The organism is Pseudomonas viridiflava, from assembly GCF_001642795.1.
GTDB classification, from domain to species: Bacteria; Pseudomonadota; Gammaproteobacteria; order Pseudomonadales; family Pseudomonadaceae; genus Aquipseudomonas; species Aquipseudomonas viridiflava.
Map to the genome: position 1 here is coordinate 258,572 of NZ_LKEH01000026.1, position 23,985 is coordinate 282,556.

A 23,985-nucleotide genomic window follows, 5' to 3' on the forward strand; every position below is an offset into this window, starting at 1 on the left:
CAATGCGATTGACGTGATCAATCGACGCAAACATGGGAAACGACTGTCTTGCTTCAGGGTTTTTCGCCTGAGGGTCCGTAGGTTTTTACTGGCCGCGCAGCAGAAAATCCGTAAAGACTTTGTAAGGTTGGCTCTGCTTATTTCATAATGCGCAGCCAGCACGTTTAGCTGGTCGGGCACGCCCGCACCTTTTTCAGAGGTAAGTCGACTTCCATGAACCGCACCGGCCGCACCCTTGCATTGGGCTGCCTGTTGCTTGTCTATCCTCTGCTGGCTATTGCCGGCAGCAACTCGTTGTTGATCCCAGCGATGGGTCGCTGCACCCTCAATACTCAGCCTGAGAACCTGCCCGCTGCACTTGCAGCCTGTCAGCAGGCCGCTCAGTCCGGGGATGCACAGGCGCAGTACGAGTTGGGTGAGTTCTATTACGAAGGCAAGAATGTACCTCGCGATCTGCCACAAGCCCTCGGTTATTTCGAGCAGGCTTCGTTGCAGGGTCACGCGCAGGCGCAATATCAGTTGGGCCTGATGTTCAGTCGCGGCGAAGGTGTGCAGGCCAATAACATCCAGGCCTATATCGTGCTGAAGATGGCAGCGGTCAACGGATCTGAAGATGCACTGGACGCAGCGGACGAAGTTTCGGCAAAAATGAAGCGCGACGAGCTGGAAGTCGCCACTCAGGTACTGGGACAGATTTTCCGCAAATACCTCATGGAACTGCAGACGGCCGAAGGCCGCAGCCCGTTCTCCCCATTGCCCTGATCGATTGTCTTCAGGGCAACAGTCTCGACTCTCTGGCTACTTTTCCGGCATCGGCATGGGAAACGGCATCACATTGCTGACGCCCTTCGCTTCGCTGATCTTCGGCGTGCCCATGCGCTCGACTTCATCGATACGCACGATCGAATGCATCGGCACGAAACTGCGCACCACGCCTTCGAACTGGGCCTTGAGCTTTTCTTCGCTCGGGTCGACCACCACTGTCGTGCGCTCGCCGAAGACGAACTCTTCCACTTCCAGAAAACCCCACAGATCGCTTTGATAGATCTGCTTGGCGTACATCTCGAACACCTGGCCCTGGTTGAGGAAAATCACCTTGTAGATTGGAGCTTCGCGTTTGGTCATGGTTGGCGGGTAACGATTCGCGGATGAAAAAGGGGCACGCACTATAGCATGCCCGTCGGATCGCCCCTAGGAACCCAAGCGTATCGCCCCTATAATGCGCGGTTCTTTGAACCAGTTGATGATCACGAATGGCCAAGAAGCTTTATATCGAAACCCACGGTTGCCAGATGAACGAGTACGACAGCTCGCGCATGGTCGACCTGTTGGGCGAACATCAGGCCCTGGAAGTCACCGCCCGCGCGGAAGACGCCGACGTGATCCTGCTTAACACCTGCTCGATTCGCGAGCGCGCCCAGGACCGGGTTTACTCCCAACTGGGCCGCTGGCGCGAACTGAAACTGGCCAAGCCGGAAATGGTGATCGCCGTTGGCGGCTGTGTAGCCAGTCAGGAAGGCGCGGCCATCCGCGACCGCGCGCCCTATGTGGACGTGGTCTTCGGCCCTCAAACACTGCACCGCCTGCCGGACATGATCGACGCCGCACGTATCACGCGCCTGCCACAGGTCGACGTCTCGTTCCCGGAAATCGAAAAATTCGACCATTTGCCCGAGCCACGCGTCGATGGCCCGAGCGCTTACGTGTCGGTAATGGAAGGCTGCAGCAAGTACTGCACATTCTGCGTGGTGCCTTACACCCGCGGCGAAGAAGTCAGCCGACCGTTCGATGACGTGCTCACTGAAGTCATTCATCTGGCCGAAAACGGTGTGCGCGAAGTCACGCTGCTGGGTCAGAACGTCAACGGTTATCGCGGTGCCATGCACGACGGGCGTGTCGCAGACCTGGCGGACCTGATCCGCGTGGTCGCTGCGGTCGATGGCATCGACCGCATTCGCTACACCACATCGCACCCGCTGGAGTTTTCCGACAGCCTGATCCAGGCCCACGCCGAAGTGCCTGAGCTGGTCAAACACCTGCATTTGCCGGTGCAGTCGGGCTCGGATCGTATTCTGGCGGCCATGAAGCGCAACCACACCACGCTGGAATACAAGTCCAAGCTGCGCAAGCTCAAGGCTGCCGTGCCGGGCATCTGCATCAGCTCCGACTTTATCGTCGGCTTCCCGGGCGAAACCGAGAAAGACTTCGAAAACACCATGAAGCTGATCGAGGACGTCGGTTTCGACTTCTCCTTCTCGTTCGTCTACAGCCCGCGCCCCGGCACACCGGCGGCCGATCTGAAAGACGAAACGCCGGAAGCCCTGAAGAAAGAACGTCTGGCCGCGCTGCAACACCGGCTCAACCAGCAGGGATTCGAGATCAGCCGACAGATGGTTGGCAGCACCCAGCGCATTCTGGTAACCGACTACTCCAAGAAGGACCCCGGCGAGCTGCAGGGCCGTACCGAGAACAACCGGATCGTCAACTTCCGCTGCGACAACCCGAAACTGATCGGCCAGTTCGCCGATGTGCATATCGATGACGCACAGCCTCATTCCCTGCGCGGATCTCTGCTTCAATAACCCTTGCGCCCCGTCGCGGAAACGAATGGCCGAATGAATTCGTTTCCGTGCGGTCCCTACCATTGAGCACGGTGAATCTTCCACGCAGAAGGCAAGGCTTTCGCCTGACCACCGCCAGGGAGTATTCTTCAATACATCTCAATTGCCGCCGGACGGCCATTAAAAGACCTTGAACGCACCCATAGAACCTCATCGTTTCACCCTCGAACCTTTCGAGGCCCATCGTTTCGCCAACCTGTGCGGGCAACTCGACGAGCATCTGCGCTTGATCGAACAACGCCTGGACATCGAGATCCGCAATCGCGGCAATCAATTCGAGCTCATTGGCGACGCCAAACACACCACCTCGGCCGAAAATCTGTTGCGCCGTCTGTACCGCGAAACAAAAGGTACCGACCTGACGCCGGACATGGTTCACCTGTTCCTGCAGGAATCAGGCGTCGACGGGCTGGATAACCACCCGGCCGCCGAAGTCGGCGTTGCGCTGCGCACCAAGAAGGGCATGATCCGCCCGCGCGGCATCAACCAGCAGCGCTACGTCAAAGAGATCCTCGGCAACGACATCAACTTTGGCATCGGCCCTGCCGGTACCGGCAAGACCTACCTCGCTGTCGCCTGCGCAGTCGATGCGCTGGAGCGTGAACAGATCCGCCGCATCCTGCTGGTGCGCCCTGCGGTTGAAGCGGGTGAAAAACTCGGCTTCCTGCCCGGCGACCTCGCCCAGAAGATCGACCCGTACCTGCGACCGCTCTACGACGCGCTCTACGAAATGCTCGGCTTCGAGGTCGTTGCCAAGCTGATCGAGAAACAGGTCATTGAAGTGGCACCGCTGGCTTACATGCGCGGACGCACCCTTAATAACAGCTTCATCATTCTCGACGAAAGTCAGAACACCACCGTCGAGCAGATGAAGATGTTCCTGACCCGTATCGGCTTCGGCTCCACCGCCGTGATCACCGGCGACATCACCCAGGTCGACTTGCCCAAGGGCACCAAGTCGGGTCTGACACATGTCATCGATGTGCTCAAGGACGTGCCGGGCATCAGCTTCACGCACTTCAAGCCCAAGGACGTGGTTCGCCACCCGCTGGTGCAACGCATCGTTGAAGCCTATGAGCGCTTCGATGATCGTTTCAGCGACGGCTCGTCGAGCAACAACAGTTACTCTCGGGACAAGAACCGCGATGCTTGAGCTGGACCTGCAAGTCGCAAGCGAAACCCCTGCGCCGACCGAAGCCCAGTTCCGCCTCTGGTGTGAAATGGGTCTGCGTCAGCGCAGTGCCGACTCCGAACTGACCATCAGACTGGTCGATGAAGTCGAAGGGCGTGAACTCAATCACACCTGGCGGCACAAGGACTACGCCACCAACGTACTGTCCTTCCCGGCCGATGTACCGGATGACATGCTGGACATCCCGTTGCTGGGCGATCTGGTCATCTGCGTACCGGTGGTGAATCGCGAAGCGACTGAACAGAACAAGGCCGTGGACGCCCACTGGGCGCACATGGTGATTCATGGCTGTCTTCATCTGCTTGGTTACGACCATATCGATGATGAAGAAGCCGAAGAGATGGAAGCGCTGGAACGAACGTTGCTTGATGAGTTGGGCTATCCCGACCCTTATGCCGACGACGACACCGAACCTCAACATTCAGAAACATCAAGCAAGGACCACGAGTAAGGGCTATGAGCGAAGACCGATCGAGCAACGGACAAAAGTCATGGCTGGGTAAACTGACCCAGGCTTTTGTCCATGAGCCGAAAAACCGCCAGGAGCTGCTTGAGCTGCTGCGCGAAGCCCACCAGAACAAATTGCTGGACAGCGAAGCGCTGGCCATCGTCGAGGGAGCCATCCAGGTTGCCGACCTGCAGGTACGCGACATCATGGTGCCGCGCTCGCAGATGATCAGCATCAAGGCGACCCAGACACCCCGCGAATTCCTTCCCGCTGTCATCGATGCCGCGCACTCGCGCTATCCGGTGATCGGCGAGAGCCACGACGACGTCCTCGGCGTGCTGCTGGCCAAGGATCTGCTGCCGCTGATCCTCAAGCCCGACGGCGACAGTGACGATGTCAGGAAACTGCTGCGCCCGGCGACCTTCGTGCCGGAGTCCAAGCGTCTCAACGTTCTGTTGCGCGAATTCCGCGCCAACCACAACCACATGGCCATCGTCATCGACGAGTACGGCGGCGTGGCGGGTCTGGTGACGATTGAAGACGTGCTGGAACAGATCGTCGGCGACATCGAAGACGAGCATGACGTCGAGGAAGACAGTTTCATCAAGCCGCTGCCCAGCGGTGACTTCCTGGTCAAGGCCCTCACGCCGGTCGAAAACTTCAACGAGTTCTTCGACAGCGAGTTTTCCGACGAAGAGTTCGACACCGTCGGCGGCCTCGTGATGAATGCTTTCGGCCACCTGCCCAAGCGCAACGAAATCACCGAAATCGGTGCCTATCGTTTCCGCATCCTGAGCGCAGACAGCCGTCGCATCCACCTGCTGCGTCTGAGCCCCATCAATCGCCCGTAAAACCACCCTGATGCCGCTTTAAGGAACCTACATGCGCTGGATTACGCGTCCCGGCTGGCCCGGCAACCTGCTGGCCGTCGTCGCTGGCGGACTCACGACCCTGGCACTGGCACCGTTCAATGTCTGGCCACTGATCCTGGTGGCAGTCGCGGTGTTTTATCTGGGGCTGCGCGAACTGAGTCCGCGCCAGGCGCTGGGACGCGGCTGGTGCTACGGCTTCGGCCTGTTCGGCGCGGGTACCAGCTGGATCTACGTCAGCATTCACACCTACGGCGGCGCATCGGTGCTGCTGGCCGGGTTGTTGATGCTGGCGTTCATCGCCGCCATCGCACTGTTCTTCGCCCTTCCCGCCTGGGTCTGGGCGCGCTGGCTGCGGCGTAACGAAGCGCCATTGGCCGATGCGCTGGCTTTCGCTGCACTTTGGCTGGGCCAGGAAGCATTTCGTGGCTGGTTTCTCACCGGTTTCCCGTGGCTGTATTCCGGCTACAGCCAGCTCGACGGACCGCTGGCGGGACTTGCACCGGTGGGCGGCGTCTGGCTGATTTCCTTCGCACTGGGCCTGACCGCTGCATTGTTGTGCAACCTGCACCGCTTGCGGGCGCGTAAATCCTTTCTGGCGATTGGCGTGCTGCTGTTGGTAGCGCCCTGGGTCGCCGGACTGGCACTCAAGGGTTATGCCTGGACATCACCGTCCGGCAAGCCACTCAAAGTGGTCACCATGCAGGGCAACATCGAGCAAAGCATGAAGTGGGACCCGCAGAAGCTTAACGACCAGTTGGCGCTGTACCGCGACATGACCTTCAGGTCGCAACAGGCCGACCTGATCGTCTGGCCGGAAACCGCCGTACCGGTGCTCAAGGAAAGCGCCGAAGGCTATCTGTCGATGATGGGCAAATTCGCCTCCGAGCGTGGCGCGGCGCTGATCACTGGCGTGCCAGTACGCGAACTGACCGGGCGTGGCGAATACCGTTACTACAACGGCATCACCGTGGTCGGCCAGGGTGACGGCACCTATTACAAGCAGAAACTCGTTCCGTTCGGCGAATACGTGCCGCTGCAGGACGTATTACGCGGTTTGATCGCGTTCTTCGACCTGCCGATGTCGGACTTCGCCCGAGGCCCGGACGATCAGGCACTGCTGCAGGCCAAGGGTTATCACATCGCACCCTTCATCTGTTACGAAGTGGTCTACCCAGAGTTTGCCGCAGGCCTGTCGGCCCAGAGCGATCTGTTGCTGACGGTCAGTAACGACACCTGGTTCGGCACTTCGATCGGCCCGCTGCAGCATTTGCAGATGGCCCAGATGCGCGCGCTTGAAGCCGGACGCTGGATGATCCGCGCCACCAACAACGGCGTAACAGGACTCATTGATCCGTTCGGCAGGATCACCGTGCAGATTCCGCAGTTCGAGCGTGGCGTGCTGTATGGCGACGTAGTGCCGATGCAAGGCCTGACGCCTTACCTGCACTGGCGTTCGTGGCCTCTGGCGATTGTCTGCCTGCTGCTGTTTGGCTGGGCCTTGCTGGCGGCACGCATCTCCAAGACGGTCTGATCGGGCTTCAGAGCAATCCCGGCCTGCGGGATTGCTCCTGGCGGCTGCCTAAGGGTAAATCAGCGGATAGACCAGCAAGCCCATCGCTTCGTTGAGCAACACGCCGCTCTGCATGAACACCCGGCTCTCGGGCAGCCAGCCGCCGGACGGCCGGGCATTGTCCACGCCCAGAAAACCCACGGGCGCACCCACCACGGTAAAACCGGCCTTCTCGAAACTCCAGCGCGCCCTCGGCATGTGCCAGGCCTGGGTCACCAGCACAACCCGCTTGATGCCTTGGGGCTGAAGAATACCGGCGGTCAGCGTAGCGTTTTCCCAGGTCGTCCGGCTCAGACCTTCCTGCCAGCGCACGGCGACGCCGAAATCATCCTGCAGCGACTGCGCCATGATCGCCGCTTCGCTGGGAGGCTCGTCATAGTGCAGGCCGCCCGTTGTCAGCACGGGCAGCCCGGACGCCTTGGACAGGCGCGCCGCCAGCCGCAGTCGCTCCAGACCAATGCCCGTGGGTACATCGCCTCCCCAGGTCGGCGAGTTGCGCTCGCGCCCGCTGCCCAGCACCACAATCGCGTCGGCCTGCTGCGCCAGACTCGCCCACTGGGCCTGCGGCAGAGGCGGAACCTGCTCCATTCTGCCTGCGGCCCACTCCACGACAACCGGCAGGCTCATCAGCCACAACCCGCCAAGGCCGGTCACGAAGCACACGGCAGCCATACGCGGCCGCGAACGTCGCAACCACCAGGCCAGGATCAGCAATAGAAATAGAATGCCGGGAGGCAGAAGAAGGGTCTTGAGCAGGTAACGCAAAGGCATCGGACATCTCCAGAGATGCCCGAAGCCTAAAAGTTTTGAAGCTAAGCAACAATGCTTAAAAGGCAGGCCCGCAGCCTGCCGGGGGAAAGCCTGATCGTCGTATCAGTTATTGCGGCCTGACCGCATCGATGACCTGCCGCGCTTTCGATCTTTCAGCCAGATGATAGTGGCTGACTGTCCAGGCGCCCTGGCCAAACTGGTCTGCTCCGGTGATCGCGTGAAACTGCCCTTTGACTTACCTTTAACAGCCCCGTTTGCCGCCATCGCGCCTTTTTCAAGGTAGGCCTCGATCCACTCGAACTCGGCACTGCTCAACCCTTTGAGCTCAAGTACGGCAGGCGACTCGTTTCGGAGCCGAACCGCGGTACTTGCCATTTCAAGAGCAAGCCCGAGACGATCGATCAAACGTTCATACAGCTCATAAGTGCTTACAGCGTGCTGCAACTCTGTCATCCGCTCACCTCACTGAAGATAGAACATACCCTCGAGAATGAGCTTAGCGCCGCTGCCGGAACAGGCGGATAAGTGCGACCAACGGCCAGAGACAGCGGTTGGACGGGGCCGTGGCCGCCACGCATAGCAATCAGGACTCCCTCGATAGACGGCGCTCATGTATGCTACGACGCTTCCTGCCATTCCACTTCCGCTCTCTTGAGCCTGTACGCACCGCACAGACAGTTGCAATTGTCCGGCAAGCGGTGCAGACCTGACTCGGCGAAGCAATGAAGAGGTCAAGGGTCACTAATCTTTAGTCAAAAGTAGCCATGCACGAACTCTATCAGCCCCGCGAAATCGAAGCCGCCGCCCAGACCTTCTGGGAAGAGCAAAAGTCTTTTGAAGTCAGTGAACAGCCAGGCAAGGAAACCTACTATTGCCTGTCGATGTTCCCTTACCCCAGCGGCAAGCTGCACATGGGTCATGTGCGCAACTACACCATCGGTGATGTGATCTCCCGCTACCAGCGCATGCTGGGCAAGAACGTCCTGCAGCCACTGGGCTGGGACGCTTTCGGCATGCCAGCGGAAAACGCGGCCATCGACAACAACGTCGCGCCAGCGAAGTGGACATACGAAAACATCGATTACATGAAGACCCAGCTCAAGAGCCTGGGCCTGGCCATCGACTGGTCGCGTGAAATCACCACCTGCAAGCCTGATTACTATCGCTGGGAACAATGGCTGTTCACTCGCCTGTTCGAGAAAGGCGTGATCTACCGCAAGAACGGCACCGTGAACTGGGACCCGGTCGACCAGACTGTTCTGGCCAACGAGCAGGTCATCGACGGTCGCGGCTGGCGTTCGGGCGCGCTGATCGAGAAGCGCGAAATCCCGATGTACTACTTCAAGATCACCGCTTATGCGGATGAGCTGCTGGAGAGCCTCGACGAACTGCCGGGCTGGCCTGAACAGGTCAAGACCATGCAGCGCAACTGGATCGGCAAATCCCGTGGCATGGAAGTGCAGTTCCCGTACGACCAGACCAGCATCGGCGAAGCCGGCACGCTGAAAGTCTTCACTACCCGTCCCGACACGCTGATGGGCGCAACCTACGTGGCAGTGGCCGCCGAGCACCCGCTCGCGACCCTGGCGGCGAAGGAAGACGCACAACTGCAAGCGTTCATCGATGAATGCAAGGGCGGCAGCGTTGCTGAAGCCGACGTTGCCACTCAGGAAAAGAAAGGCCTGCCGACGTCGCTGTTCGTCGAGCACCCGCTGACCGGCGAGAAGCTGCCGGTGTGGGTCGCCAACTACGTGCTGATGCATTACGGCGACGGCGCGGTCATGGCTGTGCCTGCGCACGACGAGCGTGACTTCGAGTTCGCCACCAAGTACCACCTGCCGATCAAGGCCGTGGTGCGCACCAGCGCAGGCGACGAAACCCCGGCGCCGTGGCAGGAAGCCTATGGCGAGCACGGCGTGCTGATCAATTCCGGCGAGTTTGACGGCCTGGACTTCACCGCTGCGTTCGACGCGATGGAAGCTGCGCTGATCAAGAAAGGTCTTGGCCAGTCACGCACCCAGTTCCGCCTGCGCGACTGGGGCATCAGCCGCCAGCGCTACTGGGGCTGCCCGATTCCGATCGTGCACTGCGACACGTGTGGTGACGTGCCGGTCCCTGAAGATCAATTGCCCGTGGTGCTGCCGGAAGATGTCGTGCCGGATGGCGCAGGCTCACCGCTGGCGCGCATGCCCGAGTTCTACGAGTGCAAGTGCCCGAAATGCGGCGCACCGGCCAAGCGTGAAACCGACACCATGGACACCTTCGTCGAGTCCTCCTGGTATTACGCCCGCTACGCTTCCCCGCATTACGAAGGTGGCCTGGTCGAGCCAAGCGCCGCCAACCATTGGCTGCCGGTCGATCAGTACATCGGCGGTATCGAACACGCCATCCTGCACCTGCTGTACGCACGCTTCTTCCACAAGCTGATGCGCGATGAAGGTCTGGTGACGTCCAACGAGCCGTTCAAGAACCTGCTGACCCAGGGCATGGTTAACGCCGAAACCTACTTCCGCATGGAAACCAGCGGCAAGAAGACCTGGATCAACCCGGCCGATGTGACGCTCGAGCGTGACGCCAAGGCCAAGGTCATCAGTGCCAGACTGACCAGCGACGGCCTGCCGGTTGAGATCGGCGGCACCGAAAAGATGTCGAAGTCGAAGAAAAACGGCATCGACCCGCAGACCATGATCGATCAGTACGGCGCAGATACCTGCCGCCTGTTCATGATGTTCGCCTCGCCACCTGACATGAGCCTGGAATGGTCCGATTCCGGCGTTGAAGGCTCGAGCCGCTTCCTGCGTCGCGTCTGGCGTCTGGCACAGGCCCATGTCGCGCAGGGTGTGTCCGGCAAGCTGGATACCGCCGCGTTGAGCGATGATCAGAAGGCTATCCGCCGTTCGATTCATCAGGCGATCAAACAGGCGAGCCAGGATATTGGTCAGAACCAGAAGTTCAACACCGCCATCGCCCAGGTGATGACGCTCATGAACGTGCTGGAAAAAGTCCCGCAGGCTACTGCGCAGGATCGCGCCCTGCTTCAGGAAGGACTGGAAACCGTCACCCTGCTGCTGGCGCCGATCACGCCGCACATCAGCCACGAGCTGTGGAAGGAACTGGGCCACACAACGCCAGTCATTGATGCAGGCTGGCCTGCGCTGGATGAAAGCGCTCTGGTGCAGGACACACTGCAACTGGTGATCCAGGTCAACGGCAAGCTGCGCGGTCACATCGAGATGCCTGCCAGCGCCAGCCGCGAAGAAGTGGAAGCCGCTGCCCGGATCAACGAAAACGTACTGCGCTTCATTGATGGCCTGACGATCCGCAAGGTAATCGTTGTGCCAGGAAAACTGGTCAATATCGTCGCAAGCTGATGAGATCGGGCACCCGGCAGACCGGGTGCCGAACATATTTCCAAGGGACGCGAAGTCGGCCCACAAGGATTCAAGGGGAGCATCAAGATGATCAAACGCAATTTGCTGGTGATGGGCCTTGCCGTTCTGCTGAGCGCCTGCGGCTTTCATCTGCGTGGCACCGGCACGACCGACCTGGCCATCAAGGAACTGGATGTCAGCGCGCGTAATGCCTACGGCGAAACCGTTACCCAGCTCACGCGTGTACTGACCAGCTCCGGCGTGAAGGTCTACACTGGCGCGCCGTACAAGCTGGTGCTGGTCAACGAAGCAGAAACACAACGTAACGCCAGCTTCAGCGGCTCGGGCCGTTCGGCCGAGTACCAGCTGACCACGACGCTCAACTATGAAGTGCGTGGCGAGAAAGACCGCTTCCTGCTCGGCGACAAGGTCAGCGTGGACCGTTCCTACGTACACGATGGCAACAACCTGACCGGCTCCGATCAGGAAGCGGCTCAGGTACGTGGCGAAATGCGCAACGAGTTGATTCAGAGAATGATGGCGCGCCTGCAGCAACTGACACCGTCTCGTCTGGACGAACTGCAGGCCAAGGCCGACGCAGTTGCCAAGGCTGAGGCCGACGCTCTGGAAGAAGCTCAGCGCATTCGTGACTCAACACCTCAACAGTCGCCTGTTGAAATCCCGAACAGGTAAATGTCCGGGGGCCGGTTCGCCGGCCCCGGCATTTCTCTACGATGAAACTCGCCCCCGCCCAACTCGGCAAACACCTGCAAGGCACACTCGCACCGGTCTACGTGATCAGTGGCGATGACCCGCTGCTCTGCCAGGAAGCTGCCGACGCTATCCGCACAGCGGCTCGCCAGCAAGGTTTCGACGAACGCCAGGTGTTCAGCGCCGATGCCAGCTTTGACTGGGGCACGCTGCTGCAGGCCGGCGCCAGCATGTCACTGTTTGCCGAGCGTCGCCTTCTTGAACTGCGCCTGCCTTCCGGCAAGCCCGGTGACAAGGGTGCCGCAGCACTGATCGAATACTGCAACCGGCCTGCCGAAGACACGCTGCTTCTGATCAGCCTGCCCAAGCTGGATGGCAGCGCGCAGAAAACCAAGTGGGGCAAGGCGCTGGTCGAAGGCGCGCAAACCCAATTCGTGCAAATCTGGCCAGTGGATATCGGCCAGTTGCCGCAATGGATTCGTCAGCGCCTCTCAGGGGCGGGGCTGGCGGCGACTCAGGATGCGGTCGAACTGATCGCTGCACGTGTCGAAGGCAACCTGCTGGCCGCTGCGCAGGAAATCGAAAAGCTCAAGCTGATGGCCGAGGACGGACAGATCACCGTCGAAACCGTGCAGGCGGCGGTGGCCGACAGTGCACGTTTCGATGTGTTCGGCCTGACCGATGCCGTCCTCAACGGCGAAGCGGCACATGCCTTGCGCATGCTGGAAGGGCTTCGCGGCGAAGGGGTCGAAACGCCGGTGATTCTCTGGGCGCTCACCCGCGAGCTGCGTGCGCTGGCCAACATGTCCCTGCAATTCAGTCAGGGCGTGCCCATGGACAAAATCTTCAGTTCAGCCCGTCCGCCGGTCTGGGACAAACGCAAACCGCTGATGAGCAAGGCCCTGCAACGTCATTCAGCGAAGCGCTGGAGCCAGTTGCTCATGGATGCGCAACGCATTGATGCGCAGATCAAGGGTCAGGCAGCAGGCTCACCATGGAGCAGCCTGAGTCGGCTGGCGCTGTTGATGGCCGGACAACGGTTGCCGTTGCCAGCGGAGTGATCCCGTGTCAGACGCATTCTTTCAGCTGTTTTTCGAAATCCCGCTTCGCTATATCTGCTATCCCATCGGCTGGCCGATCGTGCGGGTCGTGACGTGGGGTAAATACCCGAAGAAAGGCTCCTGGCTCAAAGACAACTGGCAAGCCGGATGGACCAGCGCCACCGGATTCGTGATTCTGGTGTTTTCTATCGTCGCACTGTTCGTGCATTGAGCAGTGGGTGCTGTCAGCAACGGCAGACACCCGTCAACCGAAGCGCAGCCAGCCTGAAAGAAACGATTCTTCAAGAGCCGCGACACCCCGTCACTCCCTGCCCTTTTTACTTATCCCCCTCATTCAGGCTAAATGGCGGGGTTGATCACCCGACATGAACGGAACCTGTGATGTCTCAACGACGCACAACAACGGTCTGGATTGCCTGCTTTGCAGTGCTGTTCAGTCTGCTGGCCATGCCACTGTCACCCAGCACGCCACGTGTGGCCGGGGAGCAGGTGCTGTGGGGAGCGTTCTGTGGTGGTGGCGGCACGCGGCTGGTCGCCATTCCGTTGAGTGAAGCCTCGCAAGGCATGCCTGACGGGCAACAACATCAGTCCGCGATGCAGCATTGTCCGTGCTGCTCGGGATCGGTGTTCGTCGTCATTGCGCCCGGTTTCAGCCATGGGCTGGTGGCGCGTCTGGAGCCTGAGCGCTTCGCGCCTGCGATTTTTCTGATCCATGCCTCGCCGCGCCTGGAATGGCCGAGCGCCAATCCTCGAGCCTCTCCGCCGGTCTGATACCCCGTTTGCCCGTGCCTCGATGCACCTGAATGGATTGACCGGAGAACCCCGATGCTCAAGAAAGCCCTCGTGCTGGCCGCACTGTTGCTGCCTGCCTGTTTCGCCCACGCTCACCAGTACACCGCTGGCAAGATCATGATCGCCCACCCGTGGTCCATGGAACTGCCGCCCAATGCGCCAACCGTAGCTGCCTATTTCGTGCTCGAAAACAAAGGTGACACAGGCGACCGACTGCTCGGCGTCGACACCCCGATTGCAGGTCAGGCCCAACTGCATGAACACCTTCAGGCAGATGGCCTGATGAAAATGCAGCAGGTGCAGACCGTGGACGTACCCGCTGGCGCTACCGTGACCTTTGCGCCCATGGCCTGGCACGTGATGCTACTGGACATCAAGGACCGCTCGAAGCTGCTCGTCGGACAACGCTTTCCAATGACGCTGCATTTCGAGAAGGCCGGAGATGTTGAGGTGCAGGTCGTGGTACAAAAGCAGGCACCCGAACACCAGCACTGAGTAGCCCTCCAGATTGAGCGCCCTGCGCCGAGACCGCGAACGATCAGCCGCCCCCGTTAAAAACCGGGGTGCGTGGCTGAGCCTGTTCGCCATGTTGATGATCTTCATCGGTCCACTGATTTCCCAGTCGATGCCGATGAATCAGCACGCCGGTATGTCGATGCCGCCTGCGATGTCGATGGACATGGGCAGTTCGGCCGACACCCATGCTCATCACGGCAGTGAACACGCCACTGCGACTGATGCAGGCGCGAGCGACCATGCGCTGTGGGCCAAATGCGGTTACTGCACGCTGCTGCTCAGTTGCCCTGCGCTTCCCTATGTCCCGGTGCTGGTCGCAGCGACTCCGCCCGGGCATGCAGACTTTTTCGCAGCGCAGCCCCTGCTCGGGCATGCGCGGCGAGCGATCTTCCCCAATGCCCGGAGTCGGGCCCCGCCAACGCTGCTCACAGCCTGAAACCAGAAAATTTCATGACCGTACGCAGCCAGCGGCTGCGCGCAGGTTGTGCTGTGTTATCCCTATTCGGGAGCGTTGACCGTGTCAAAACCCACCGTTTCTTTCTATAACCTGGCCTGGCGATGGCATTTTTACGCCGGATTGTTTGTTGCGCCCTTCATGATTCTGTTGTCGCTGACCGGGATGATTTACCTGTTCAAGCCGCAGCTCGACAACCTGATGTACAGCGACCTGCTGAGCGTGACGCCTGCTCACCATCAGATCAATGCCGATGAGCTGCAACATCGCGTACTGAGCACTTACCCACAGGCCGCCATCAGCAAGTATTTCCCACCCGTGAGCGCCGAAGGCAGCGCGCAGTTCGTGATTCTTGATGAGGGCCGTGAGGTAAACGTCTTCATCGATCCGTATCGCGGTGAAATCCTGGGCACTCAGGACGCAAAGCAGAACCTGCAGGCCATTGCCCGCGCGCTGCATGGCGAGCTGATGATCGGCACTGTCGGTGACCGGCTGATCGAACTGGCGGCAGGCTGGGGCATCATGCTGGTGATTTCCGGGCTGTACCTCTGGTGGCCACGGGGCTCACGCGTCGCAGGCGTGCTATGGCCCCGGCTGACTGCGCGAGGTCGCGTGCTGTGGAAGGACCTGCATGCGGTGACTGGCTTCTGGGGATCACTGATTCTGCTGTTCATGCTGCTCAGCGGCATGACCTGGACCGGCATGTGGGGCAAACAGTACGCAGCGGTCTGGAATACCTTCCCGGCTGCAATGTGGACCGATGTGCCGAAGTCCACGCAAATGGCCGGCGAACTCAACACCGCCAGCGCCCAGACCGTGCCGTGGGCAATGGAAAACACGCCGATGCCGCAATCGACCGGTGAGCATGCCGAGCACATGCATCAGCACGGCATGTCGGCAGGCCCGGCAGCGCCGAAGATCAGCCTGCAACAGGTGGTCGACATCGCAACCGCCAAGGGCATCGCGCCTGGCTACAGCATCACTGCGCCCAAAACTGCCGAAGGCGTATTTACCGTATCGGTGTTTGCCGATGACCCACGCAACGACGCCACCCTGCATATCGACCAGTACAGCGGCAAGGTGCTGGCTGATGTGGGCTGGCAGGATTACAGCCTGGTTTCACGGGCAACCGAGATGGGCGTGATGCTGCACGAGGGCAAGTTTTTCGGCTGGATCAACCAGGTGCTGATCTTCCTCGCCTGTCTGATGATCCTGCTCAGCGCCGTCAGCGGGCTGGTGACCTGGTGGAAACGTCGTCCCCAGGGCGGCCTCGGCGTACCGCCACTGCGTCACGACCTGCCCCGCTGGAAAACCGCCATGGTGATCATGTTTGGCATCGCGGTCGCGTTTCCGCTGGTGGGGGTTTCGTTGGTGGTCGTCTGGCTATTTGACCGAATAGTTTTCTCTCGCTTTGCTAATTCCTCTGCAGCAGCTTAAATTGCACGCACGGGGCCTGAAACCGGCGGGCGGTTTTGTGATGAATTCCTCACCTGACAGGATCAGGCTTCGTAGTTTCAAGATATAAAAAAGCCGCCTTTGCGGACTGTGTGAAAACGCAGTTGAAACGCCCCGACAAGTCGGGGCGTTTCCTTTTATGTCGTAAGCCGGAGAAAAAGCCAGGCCTGCCCGGACAACGCCAAGGGCCAAATCTCGGCGTTGACCCTGTCCAACCCTTGCGGCTCAAAGCGGGTGAAGGCGTTTATTTGCAAGAGATCCTGGCATAATGTCAGACAGCCATTCTTCCAACTGAACCAATGCCTTCCTCCTTCATATGCCATCGGCTTGTCCATCCCGAAGCCGGTACCGCCAACTTGGGGTCTTCTAATGCATTTGATGCTCCAATCCAATCCCCAATGTAATTCGATAACATATCGCGATTGCTTTCATAAGCATTCTGAGCTTTGAACGGGTATTTCAGGGTATCGAAGCCTTGGAGCATATATGGCTTGACAGCCGAATAGACCTCTCTAGTAAATTTCATCATGCTCCGTAAATCAGGATGCTGCCACGCGAATGCTGCCTGCTTTCCAGTACCTGTCAGGAATTCTCCGTTTCCCAGGTACTCGACAAACTCGGTTGGCGATAACCACGCAATGTCGCCTACTTTTCGGCCTGTGGTTTTGGAAGCAAGCTTGTACGCATGCTTAAACCCAAATCGCTTGGCGTTGTCAAAAAATCGCAGGGCACCTCGAGCACCGGCCTGCACTCCTGCCGCAACCTTCCCTGCGGTGGTCGATATCCAGCGTAACCCCCTGCCAGCCGCCGCCACGTATTGGCCAACCTTCGTCAAACTGCCAATGGACGATATGCCTCCCACTACCAAGGCAGCAATACCCAGCGCTTTGGCAAGCTTTGGATTGCTGTTCTCCAACGCCACAGCGGCGATTTCGAGAGCAAGCGAAAGCGTTGAGAGCACCGTCATCGCCGCGAAGAAAACGAAGGATGCGCCGCCAGTGGGAATTGACAATATAACTCCGGTTACGGCAAATACCGCATTCAGTGCTACCCCTCTCCAACGTCGCCCGACTGGCTGTGGGCGAGCTTCGCGCAAGCTTTGCTCTAATTGGCTAATCAGCCGATCTTTACCCCATCGACTGAGCATGATGTGCCCACTTGGATCACTATAGTCCACGGGATTACAGCAATAGCTGTAATCGTTTATCCCCCCCTTGCCAAATGGGCTGAGGTTATCAGGCTGCTGAAAGCGGCGAAGGATCGGATTATACGTGCGAGCACCATTTCCCAAGTGATAGCAGCCAGTGACAGGGTCTTTCCGTTGATTGTTGTAACCAATCAGGGAGTCTGATAACGCATTGTTGTTCTCACCAAAAGGTGTGAAGCAGCTCACCGGCTGACTGGTTTCGGCGCTCCCACCCCAGACACTGAGGGTTCCACTGTGTGGACTATCAAGCAAAAAACCAACCTGTGGGCATTTACCGGGTTCGAGTATTTGTTGCGACTGCTCTGTATTCAGAGACGTTTGACGGATTACTTTCCCGTCCCGGTCAAACCAGATTTCTCCGCACAATGTATCGCCGTCATAGCACAACTCGTAGGTACACTCAGCAATGACATCATGTTGCGCAGCCAAACGCCCGTGACCATCATAGATGTAACGCGCCACCGACTGGCCTTGTGCATTCTTGACGTGAAGCAATTGGCCGTTAGGACTGTAGCCAAAAGTGTTTCCATTTGAATCCTCTGTCAGAAAACCATCCGCATTCCATTTTAGAGAGTGTTTCGAATTTAAACCCGAATCTGTTTCGATCGCCACACAGCGTGTCGGATTATTTTCATCGTAACTATACGTTTGTCGCTCAGCCGGAACGTCTATGAACAGTGTCTTACATGAAAGTAATCTTTGCAGGCCATCCCACTGGAACAGCTGCTCTTTCACTCGGCGTCCCAGGCTATCGACGGGATAGTCTTTTTCAGTTTGGGCCTCGCAGCGATAGCTGGCCAATCGATCACAACTGTCATGAGCAACTGCCTCAGAGCGGACGACCTCCCCATCTCGTGATAAGCGGCTGCCCGCCAGTAAGCCACTGTCAGACCAGGACTGATCAATTTGAAGTAGATGTCGGCCATTGGCCTGGTAGCGCCGTATGATCTCCTGACCAAAGCCGTCGTAAATATATTCGGCAGTGAAGCGACTATGATTTTCAGGCGCTACTGTGGATTGCGCTTGTGTCAGCCCTCTCGAATTGTAGCTGTACAGCATCTCCACACCATTATGTCGGGTGCGAAGTGGTCGATCTTTCCTGTCTGAAAAAACTCGCCATACACTGCCGTCCAGACGTCGCCCACTCAGTTTGCGTCCGAATAACGAGCAGGTTTCCCAGCCGGTACGAACGCCTCGAGGAGTACTTACACCATACCGAATGTTTCCACAAAACTCGGGGCGAGAAATTGTATTACCCAGAGGGCCTAACAAGAACGAGCCCTCTTTACTCTGAACCTCATGAGTCATAACGGATGCGTTGCGCTTATCATCGTTAAAGCTGAGCGTACTGAGTCGCTTGCCATCCAATGTGAGCGAGGTATCGCGCCCGTCATCCGATGTGTCTGTTCCGAACACTTGACCACTTGGAGTGGTCATCGTCCTGTTTCCATAAGAATATTTGCGCGCACCCACTGTGCGATCACCGATGACAGACGGAGAGGTAATGTGTTGCGCGGCAATTTCTATCCCATCCACCCGTAGCCGGGAAACTTCATTACTCAATCCAAAATACTCACGATGGATAGAGCTTCCGTCAGCTGTATACACATGGGTCACTCGGCCAATGTCATCATAGTCTAACCTTAGCGAGCGATCATCTCCTCCCCGATGCAATCGCACCAGGTTGCCAGCAGGGTCGTATTGTCTTGTCATCTCAGGGCGTTTCAGCCCGTCCATACTCGAGTAGTTCTGAATGTTCGTCACACTGCCGTCAGACAATATTTCTTCCTGAAGTGTGTGCGTCAACACCTCACGCGCGCCGACGCCGACAACTTGTTCGGTATTGCTCTTACCTGGGTCACTTTTCAGAAACGCAGTCTGCGTCCACGCCGTCGGTTCGATAATCAGCGCTTGCCGTTCACCTGTTTCCTGCGTGCGTCTCAGGCCGCCTGGGTAGTAGTCATATTTGGCATGATTCAGGGTTGTTTCATCCCCTGAAAACTCGACCTCATCCAGGACGCACCACCGCGAGTCACTTGCGCTCAACACTTGCAATTCCCGACGCACCTCTCGTTTGAGACCATCCGATAACGTGCGGATCACCTGGCCTGTCGCGAGTGTAGTTGTTGTCATCACGCCAAGAGGCCCCGCAGTGTAGGCCGACCGCTCCACGGAAGACGGAACCGCATCGTCGCTGGCCCGGTTAGCGCCAGTTGCAATGGCAAATCGTTCTTCGCTAGTCGTACGCCCCATTAGGTCGTAACTCCACCGGACTTCCTCCCGACCTTGTCGGCGAACCACACAACGGCGGGTGTAACGCGAACGAATCTCGGTGGATACTGTTTCTGTTCCCTTTTCCGTCTGCATCTCAGTGCGAAGCAAAAACCCCTTGACCTGCGGATTATCTTCCCAACTCAGGGTAGTAATCAGTTTCACACTATCACCCTTGTAGTACGTCGTTTGCTCCGTACTGGCTGACCACACGAACACTTTACACCCGTCATTCGGCGTTTTGGGTGCGCGCGCTTTTTCAGTCACGCGCTCGTGGCGAATCAGCGCCGCTTTCTGCTTGTCAGCCAACGCAAAAGTCCAACTATCCAGATAGAAAATCACCCCCTCAAGCTTTACAATATCGGATGCAACCAGAGAAGTTCGCGCCCCGCCCCGTTTTTCCCTGTACCCATATAGCGTGAGTTGCAGGGGATGCATTCGCGAACCGAATGCCTGATATTGAAACTCTGCAAAAAGAGGAGGTGACGTGTAGTCAGGTACTTTAGGGCAAGACAAATCAGGTAAATCAATACCGCCGACTATACCTTTAAGCCTCGAGGATGAAAACGCCGAACCGGCTACAGGATAGTAAAAATAAACTGTAATAGCACCATCGGCCGCAACACTTTTTTCCAACTGATCATTTTTATTATACTTAAAATATTGGGACGTCGTGATGCACGTAGAAACCATATACGCCTGCAGCTCCTGCGCGCCGAGCAAGAAAGGTGAGTCTGGGTCTTCACAATCCATGTCTTTACTATTATAACGCGGGTCTATGAGGTCACAAATATTGGGGCGCGCTATCGTTTGTCCAAAAAGAGAGAACCTCTCAAGCAAGCAGGTCGCCATAAATGCAAATCCCGGTATGTCTCCACTGCGATATAACTCGACTGCCTGCTTTAATAAAGCCCATTCGTCGGGATTCCACAACGTCAGGATCGCTTTTGGAAGATTGGGATTTTCAGGTGTTGCGCCATCATCGCCCAGACCTTGATAGGCCGAATACGTTATGACCCACTGATCATCATTAAGGCTAACCTCTCCTATGCTATGATGACTTGAATCAAACACCGTCAAAATCTTTGACCGCCCATCATTCTTAGAGGAACCGACCCAGTAGAACATATTCATAAACAATTGACTTGTCCGCTTACCTCTAACTTGGTCTGATTGAAACCTGGAAAGATTAAGACGACTAAGCTCTGAATCCAGAAAGCCTAGATCGCGCAGCAAGTTTCCAACGTGTGAGAATTTATCGTCAAAATTAGACAAGTCGTTTTCGTAAGAGTCAAATTGATTGCCAAAATTAGACAAGTAGTTGTTGTCAGAGTAAACATGATAACTCGTTATATTCCTTTGCCGTCCACCCGGAATCAAGGTATGCCGGGTTACGCGAGGCAATGCCGGTTGACCATTTGGGAAGTGCATGCTTTCCGCTTGATACGCGACGATTTCAAGCGATCCGTCCTCCTCCTCCAGGCACGTCAGAATACGATCCAGTGTCGGATCTGCGCTATACCGACACTTGACCTCTTGGACTGCCTGGTTCGGGAGGTCCGGTTCATACCGGTGAATCGACTCCAGCAGATAGTCTTTCAATCTAAGTTCAACCTGATAGGCAGCTGTCGTGCCAGGCCAGACATCCATCATCACTTTTTCATGGGTGTAGGTCGCGGCGAATAATTTGGCATCGCCACTGTTGACCCCAACGAGCCTGAACTGGCCTAGCAATCGATTCCACGTCAGGTTCAACTCTCCAGCATCTGGAGAGACAATCTTCGTAGGGAGCATTTGTGTAAAGGGACGGCTCCAGTACTCAATGGCTTCATCGATCACTTTGACATTTTCTCGCCACTTGCTTACCGCCTCGTTCCAGTCCCGATGCGTGGCCGATGCGAACAGCTCAGGACACGCTGCCAATAACAACCAGTCCCAGCCGCTGGGCGCAGGGGGTGGAGGTTTGGTTTTATCTTTAATTTGTTGCAGCAGCTGTATAATTTTTTGGCGCAGTGCTTCATCGGGCTCCGAACCATCGCCCTGCGGTATATTTAAATATTCGCGATTTCCGCTTGGGTAATCCAGGATAAACTCGCCATAGCCCTCCTTACTTGTCACCCAACATGCTGCTTTTTTCAAACAGTGGCCTTGCCCGAGCCGAGCCCAGTCTACGTCCGTAAAAGCGATGCTTGTCCCGTTGGCCAAGGTCAGCGTGCGGTCGCGAATTTCCAGGCTGGAAAAACGAAACGCCCAACCGTCGCCGAGTGCAGCTTCGTTGCCTCGCAACGCCGAATAATGAAGGGTCAGATCACAAACCGGACCATTTCCTTCCAGGCCTTGGAGTGTCGCCACAGGATAATGGGCGTGAAACAGCCCCGTCTGGGCGTCGACCCCCGTTTCGCTTTGCCCACTCACATCGAATACTTCCGAGCGAAACGTATTGCCGTAGTCCTCACACAGCGGGCTACTGGCAACATAGCGCTCTAATAAGGGTGGAGAAATACACTCGACAGCCTGGGGCAGCCGCCAGAATTCGGAACCGCACAGGCGACTGATATGACCCACTACAACGGTTTTTTCAGGAGGCACGCTCTCTGGAAAATGAAAAATCAGCCCAGGTTTCTTCCCCGGGTCTATGGACCATACAGCAGATTCTGATGTAACGTTGCATCCCCAGTCCGGGCAGTCAACAATTTTGATGTTCAGTTCTTTCGCCTCTGCACTTAAACGAAACACCCACTCGTTTTTGTTTTCATCGGGCAGTCCAGTCGTTAACGAAAACGATGGAAGCGCACACAAGTAATGAACTTCCCCCCCTGGAACAATGTCAGGATACCCCGAGTCTAAACTTACAAGTTTTTTATTATCATTTACCGCGTCTTCTCGGCCGCGGTAAGCCTGGATAACTTTTCCAGTGAGATCATCTATCAGGAATACGGGTCTATCCGCCTTAGTTGATAGTGCCTCGGTCCAACTGACGGTCTCCAGTTCTACCATGAAATCTGAGCCACGTGGCACCATAAGCGTTACTTCGCTTGCGACGGCCTCGGTGCATGCCAAGTGCCCAGAATGAGGGTCCTTTTTACCCACCCTCACGTACGGCCAATGCTGGGCATCCACAAACGCGCAAAACGCCATAACCCACTGTGCTTTGTTTTGCGGGGCAGAACCGTCTTGTGCAGGGGTAAATCGCGCGGCATACAGAAGTTCGGAGCTGTCTGGACGGCGAACTGTTATTACCAGTTCGGTCTGATGGGTTTTAAAAAGTGCTGCAATTGGAACAGCCGTTGAGACCCAGTTATCCATGCTCGGCTCGGTGGTGAATACCCGCAGCGCGTCGCCGGTACCCCAAAGCGTAGCGGTTTGAGCGTTGGCAGGAATAACATCGCTTCCCGGCATTGCAGAATCACCCAAACGCATGAACGGAGCCAGAGCGGAATTCTTCAACTGGCACGCCCAATCGCTCAACCAACTGCCATTCTGCACACGGGGCGAAGTGTTGGCGTTGAATGTTAAGGCGGGTACTATATCTCGTGGCGAAAACGCGTCCACCACGTGAGCCTCGATGGTCTGATCAGGAGACAGTTTTTGTGTTCCATCTACAATTCCCAAGCGCACCCAGTCCGACAATGTCAATGTGACGCACAGATCCGAATCCTGTGGGATCCATAGCGCATTGCCGGTAGACGATGGTGTTACAGTGCTGTCGGCCCGCGAAGACTTCGCCCCGGCGCGCAACAATTGGCTACCCTTATTGAGTGCTACACAGAGATCCTCTCCCCATTGCCGAAATGTCGAACGGCCTTCTTTTACAGTGAAAAAATGATTTTCATATAACGCTTGCGTATTGATATCCCGTACTTGAACACACAATCGGGTGCCCTCTGCAAGATCGTCCCCGGTCATTGCCAGTGCTTGAACTTGATTGGTACAAAATGGTGCGTTTGTAAATGCGCGGTTTCGACAGCTAAAGTGCCAAAGTCGAAATGGCAACGCCGAGCCATCGTCACGAAATTCGTTGCTCCGATCAAAGTTCCCCACCTTCATTTGCCTGTTCCCCCAATAAAATGCATGGGCGAAGGCTTTGGGCCATTTTGATTGGTGGCAGTTTTCTTCACTGGCCGTGAAACTGACTTGGTCCAATATTTTTCCGTCGCTCTGACGTATCAGCCAGGCGGTGAGCGTTTCCCCCACTGCAAGGTCGCGCCCGGCCTTTATCTCGCAAGGACTTGTCCAGCCGTTTTCCGGGCTACCACAGAACACGCGGTCAAAACCGTCCATGTCCGGCAGTGTGTCGTCGGGATCGGTGGTCAGCACGTAGCCCATGTCGTTGTAGTTGATCACCCCGGTGTTCGGGGTGGCAGTAGATGCGGCCGCTGGAGTGGGCATTCCAATACTCCCTGTAAGAAAAACTATAGAGACGATCGAATTTAATGTTTTTGAGCGTCTCAGTGAGTTTTCAGCTTACGGCCTGTAATACGGGACAGAACCTGTCACTTTTGACACTACTTAGATGTTATTGCAATTAGCTTCTGCCGATTGATTTCATCTGGCGCTTAACGTAGTTGAATGTCTGCACTTGCCCCCGACGCAACGTCCTTTTTCCGTACGAGAAAGATTCAGCGAACAGGGTGGCGGCGATTCCCCTGTGGAGGCATTCATCACGCGAGGAG

Annotated in this window: 18 protein-coding genes; 14 read left to right on the plus strand and 4 right to left on the minus strand. The window is 57.2% G+C overall.

Annotation, left to right across the window (positions count from 1 at the left end; genetic code table 11):
* The first annotated feature begins 213 nt into the window (after nt 1-213).
* Nucleotides 214-762 carry a tetratricopeptide repeat protein gene (locus AO065_RS14060; protein WP_004885053.1) on the plus strand — a complete coding sequence of 183 codons (549 nt, stop codon included), beginning with the start codon at nt 214-216 and terminating at the stop codon, nt 760-762.
* A 36-nt stretch (nt 763-798) separates the two neighbouring features.
* Here the strand turns inward: AO065_RS14060 and AO065_RS14065 are convergent, their stop codons facing one another.
* Nucleotides 799-1,125: a DUF1820 family protein gene (locus tag AO065_RS14065; RefSeq protein WP_004885057.1), complete on the minus strand. Its 327-nt coding sequence runs from the start codon at nt 1,123-1,125 to the stop codon at nt 799-801.
* Nucleotides 1,126-1,253: 128 nt separating this feature from the next.
* On the opposite strand from AO065_RS14065, the gene miaB reads away from it, so the two are divergent.
* The 5 genes from miaB to lnt all read left to right on the plus strand — a co-directional run bounded on the left by miaB (nt 1,254) and on the right by lnt (nt 6,664).
* The gene (gene miaB / locus AO065_RS14070; protein WP_004885058.1) at nt 1,254-2,582 is read left to right on the plus strand and encodes a tRNA (N6-isopentenyl adenosine(37)-C2)-methylthiotransferase MiaB; all 1,329 of its coding nucleotides are present in this window, start codon (nt 1,254-1,256) and stop codon (nt 2,580-2,582) included.
* 169 nt (nt 2,583-2,751) lie between these two features.
* Complete coding sequence (locus tag AO065_RS14075; protein WP_004885060.1) at nt 2,752-3,774, plus strand: PhoH family protein; 1,023 nt, start codon at nt 2,752-2,754, stop codon at nt 3,772-3,774.
* Nucleotides 3,767-4,264 carry an rRNA maturation RNase YbeY gene (gene ybeY, locus AO065_RS14080; RefSeq protein WP_004885062.1) on the plus strand — a complete coding sequence of 166 codons (498 nt, stop codon included), beginning with the start codon at nt 3,767-3,769 and terminating at the stop codon, nt 4,262-4,264. The genes AO065_RS14075 and ybeY overlap by 8 nt, the downstream gene beginning before the upstream one ends.
* Nucleotides 4,265-4,269: 5 nt before the next feature.
* Entirely contained in the window at nt 4,270-5,112 is an 843-nt protein-coding gene (locus AO065_RS14085) for an HlyC/CorC family transporter (RefSeq protein ID WP_004885064.1), read from the plus strand.
* Between the two features lie 31 nt (nt 5,113-5,143).
* Nucleotides 5,144-6,664, plus strand: coding sequence for an apolipoprotein N-acyltransferase (lnt, locus tag AO065_RS14090; RefSeq protein ID WP_004885066.1), 1,521 nt, complete (start codon nt 5,144-5,146; stop codon nt 6,662-6,664).
* 48 nt (nt 6,665-6,712) lie between these two features.
* Here the strand turns inward: lnt and AO065_RS14095 are convergent, their stop codons facing one another.
* Both AO065_RS14095 and AO065_RS14100 read right to left on the minus strand, forming a co-directional pair.
* Nucleotides 6,713-7,474 carry a YdcF family protein gene (locus tag AO065_RS14095; protein ID WP_004885067.1) on the minus strand — a complete coding sequence of 254 codons (762 nt, stop codon included), beginning with the start codon at nt 7,472-7,474 and terminating at the stop codon, nt 6,713-6,715.
* A 102-nt stretch (nt 7,475-7,576) separates the two neighbouring features.
* Nucleotides 7,577-7,927, minus strand: coding sequence for a hypothetical protein (locus tag AO065_RS14100; protein WP_004885069.1), 351 nt, complete (start codon nt 7,925-7,927; stop codon nt 7,577-7,579).
* Nucleotides 7,928-8,238: 311 nt separating this feature from the next.
* Between AO065_RS14100 and leuS the strand changes: the two genes are divergently transcribed.
* The 8 genes from leuS (at nt 8,239) to AO065_RS14140 (ending at nt 15,816) form a co-directional block, all read left to right on the plus strand.
* On the plus strand, nt 8,239-10,845 hold the full coding sequence (gene leuS, locus AO065_RS14105; protein ID WP_004885071.1) for a leucine--tRNA ligase: 2,607 nt from the start codon (nt 8,239-8,241) through the stop codon (nt 10,843-10,845).
* An 87-nt stretch (nt 10,846-10,932) separates the two neighbouring features.
* Complete coding sequence (locus AO065_RS14110; RefSeq protein WP_004885073.1) at nt 10,933-11,538, plus strand: LPS-assembly lipoprotein LptE; 606 nt, start codon at nt 10,933-10,935, stop codon at nt 11,536-11,538.
* A gap of 41 nt (nt 11,539-11,579) precedes the next feature.
* The gene (holA, locus tag AO065_RS14115) at nt 11,580-12,617 is read left to right on the plus strand and encodes a DNA polymerase III subunit delta (protein WP_004885074.1); all 1,038 of its coding nucleotides are present in this window, start codon (nt 11,580-11,582) and stop codon (nt 12,615-12,617) included.
* A 4-nt stretch (nt 12,618-12,621) separates the two neighbouring features.
* A complete protein-coding gene (locus AO065_RS14120) occupies nt 12,622-12,828 on the plus strand; it encodes a hypothetical protein (protein ID WP_004885076.1) in 207 nt (68 codons plus the stop codon).
* Nucleotides 12,829-12,998: 170 nt separating this feature from the next.
* Nucleotides 12,999-13,388, plus strand: a complete 390-nt coding sequence (locus AO065_RS14125; RefSeq protein ID WP_004885078.1) for a DUF2946 domain-containing protein — start codon at nt 12,999-13,001, stop codon at nt 13,386-13,388.
* Nucleotides 13,389-13,442: 54 nt separating this feature from the next.
* Nucleotides 13,443-13,904 (plus strand): copper chaperone PCu(A)C, encoded by a 462-nt coding sequence (locus tag AO065_RS14130; RefSeq protein WP_004885080.1) that lies wholly within the window; start codon nt 13,443-13,445, stop codon nt 13,902-13,904.
* Between the two features lie 13 nt (nt 13,905-13,917).
* Nucleotides 13,918-14,361 carry a DUF2946 domain-containing protein gene (locus tag AO065_RS14135; protein ID WP_032651800.1) on the plus strand — a complete coding sequence of 148 codons (444 nt, stop codon included), beginning with the start codon at nt 13,918-13,920 and terminating at the stop codon, nt 14,359-14,361.
* Between the two features lie 81 nt (nt 14,362-14,442).
* A complete protein-coding gene (locus tag AO065_RS14140) occupies nt 14,443-15,816 on the plus strand; it encodes a PepSY-associated TM helix domain-containing protein (protein ID WP_004885084.1) in 1,374 nt (457 codons plus the stop codon).
* Between the two features lie 289 nt (nt 15,817-16,105).
* On the opposite strand, the gene AO065_RS14145 is transcribed toward AO065_RS14140, so the two are convergent.
* Entirely contained in the window at nt 16,106-23,701 is a 7,596-nt protein-coding gene (locus AO065_RS14145) for an RHS repeat-associated core domain-containing protein (RefSeq protein ID WP_004885086.1), read from the minus strand.
* Nucleotides 23,702-23,985: the final 284 nt, after the last annotated feature.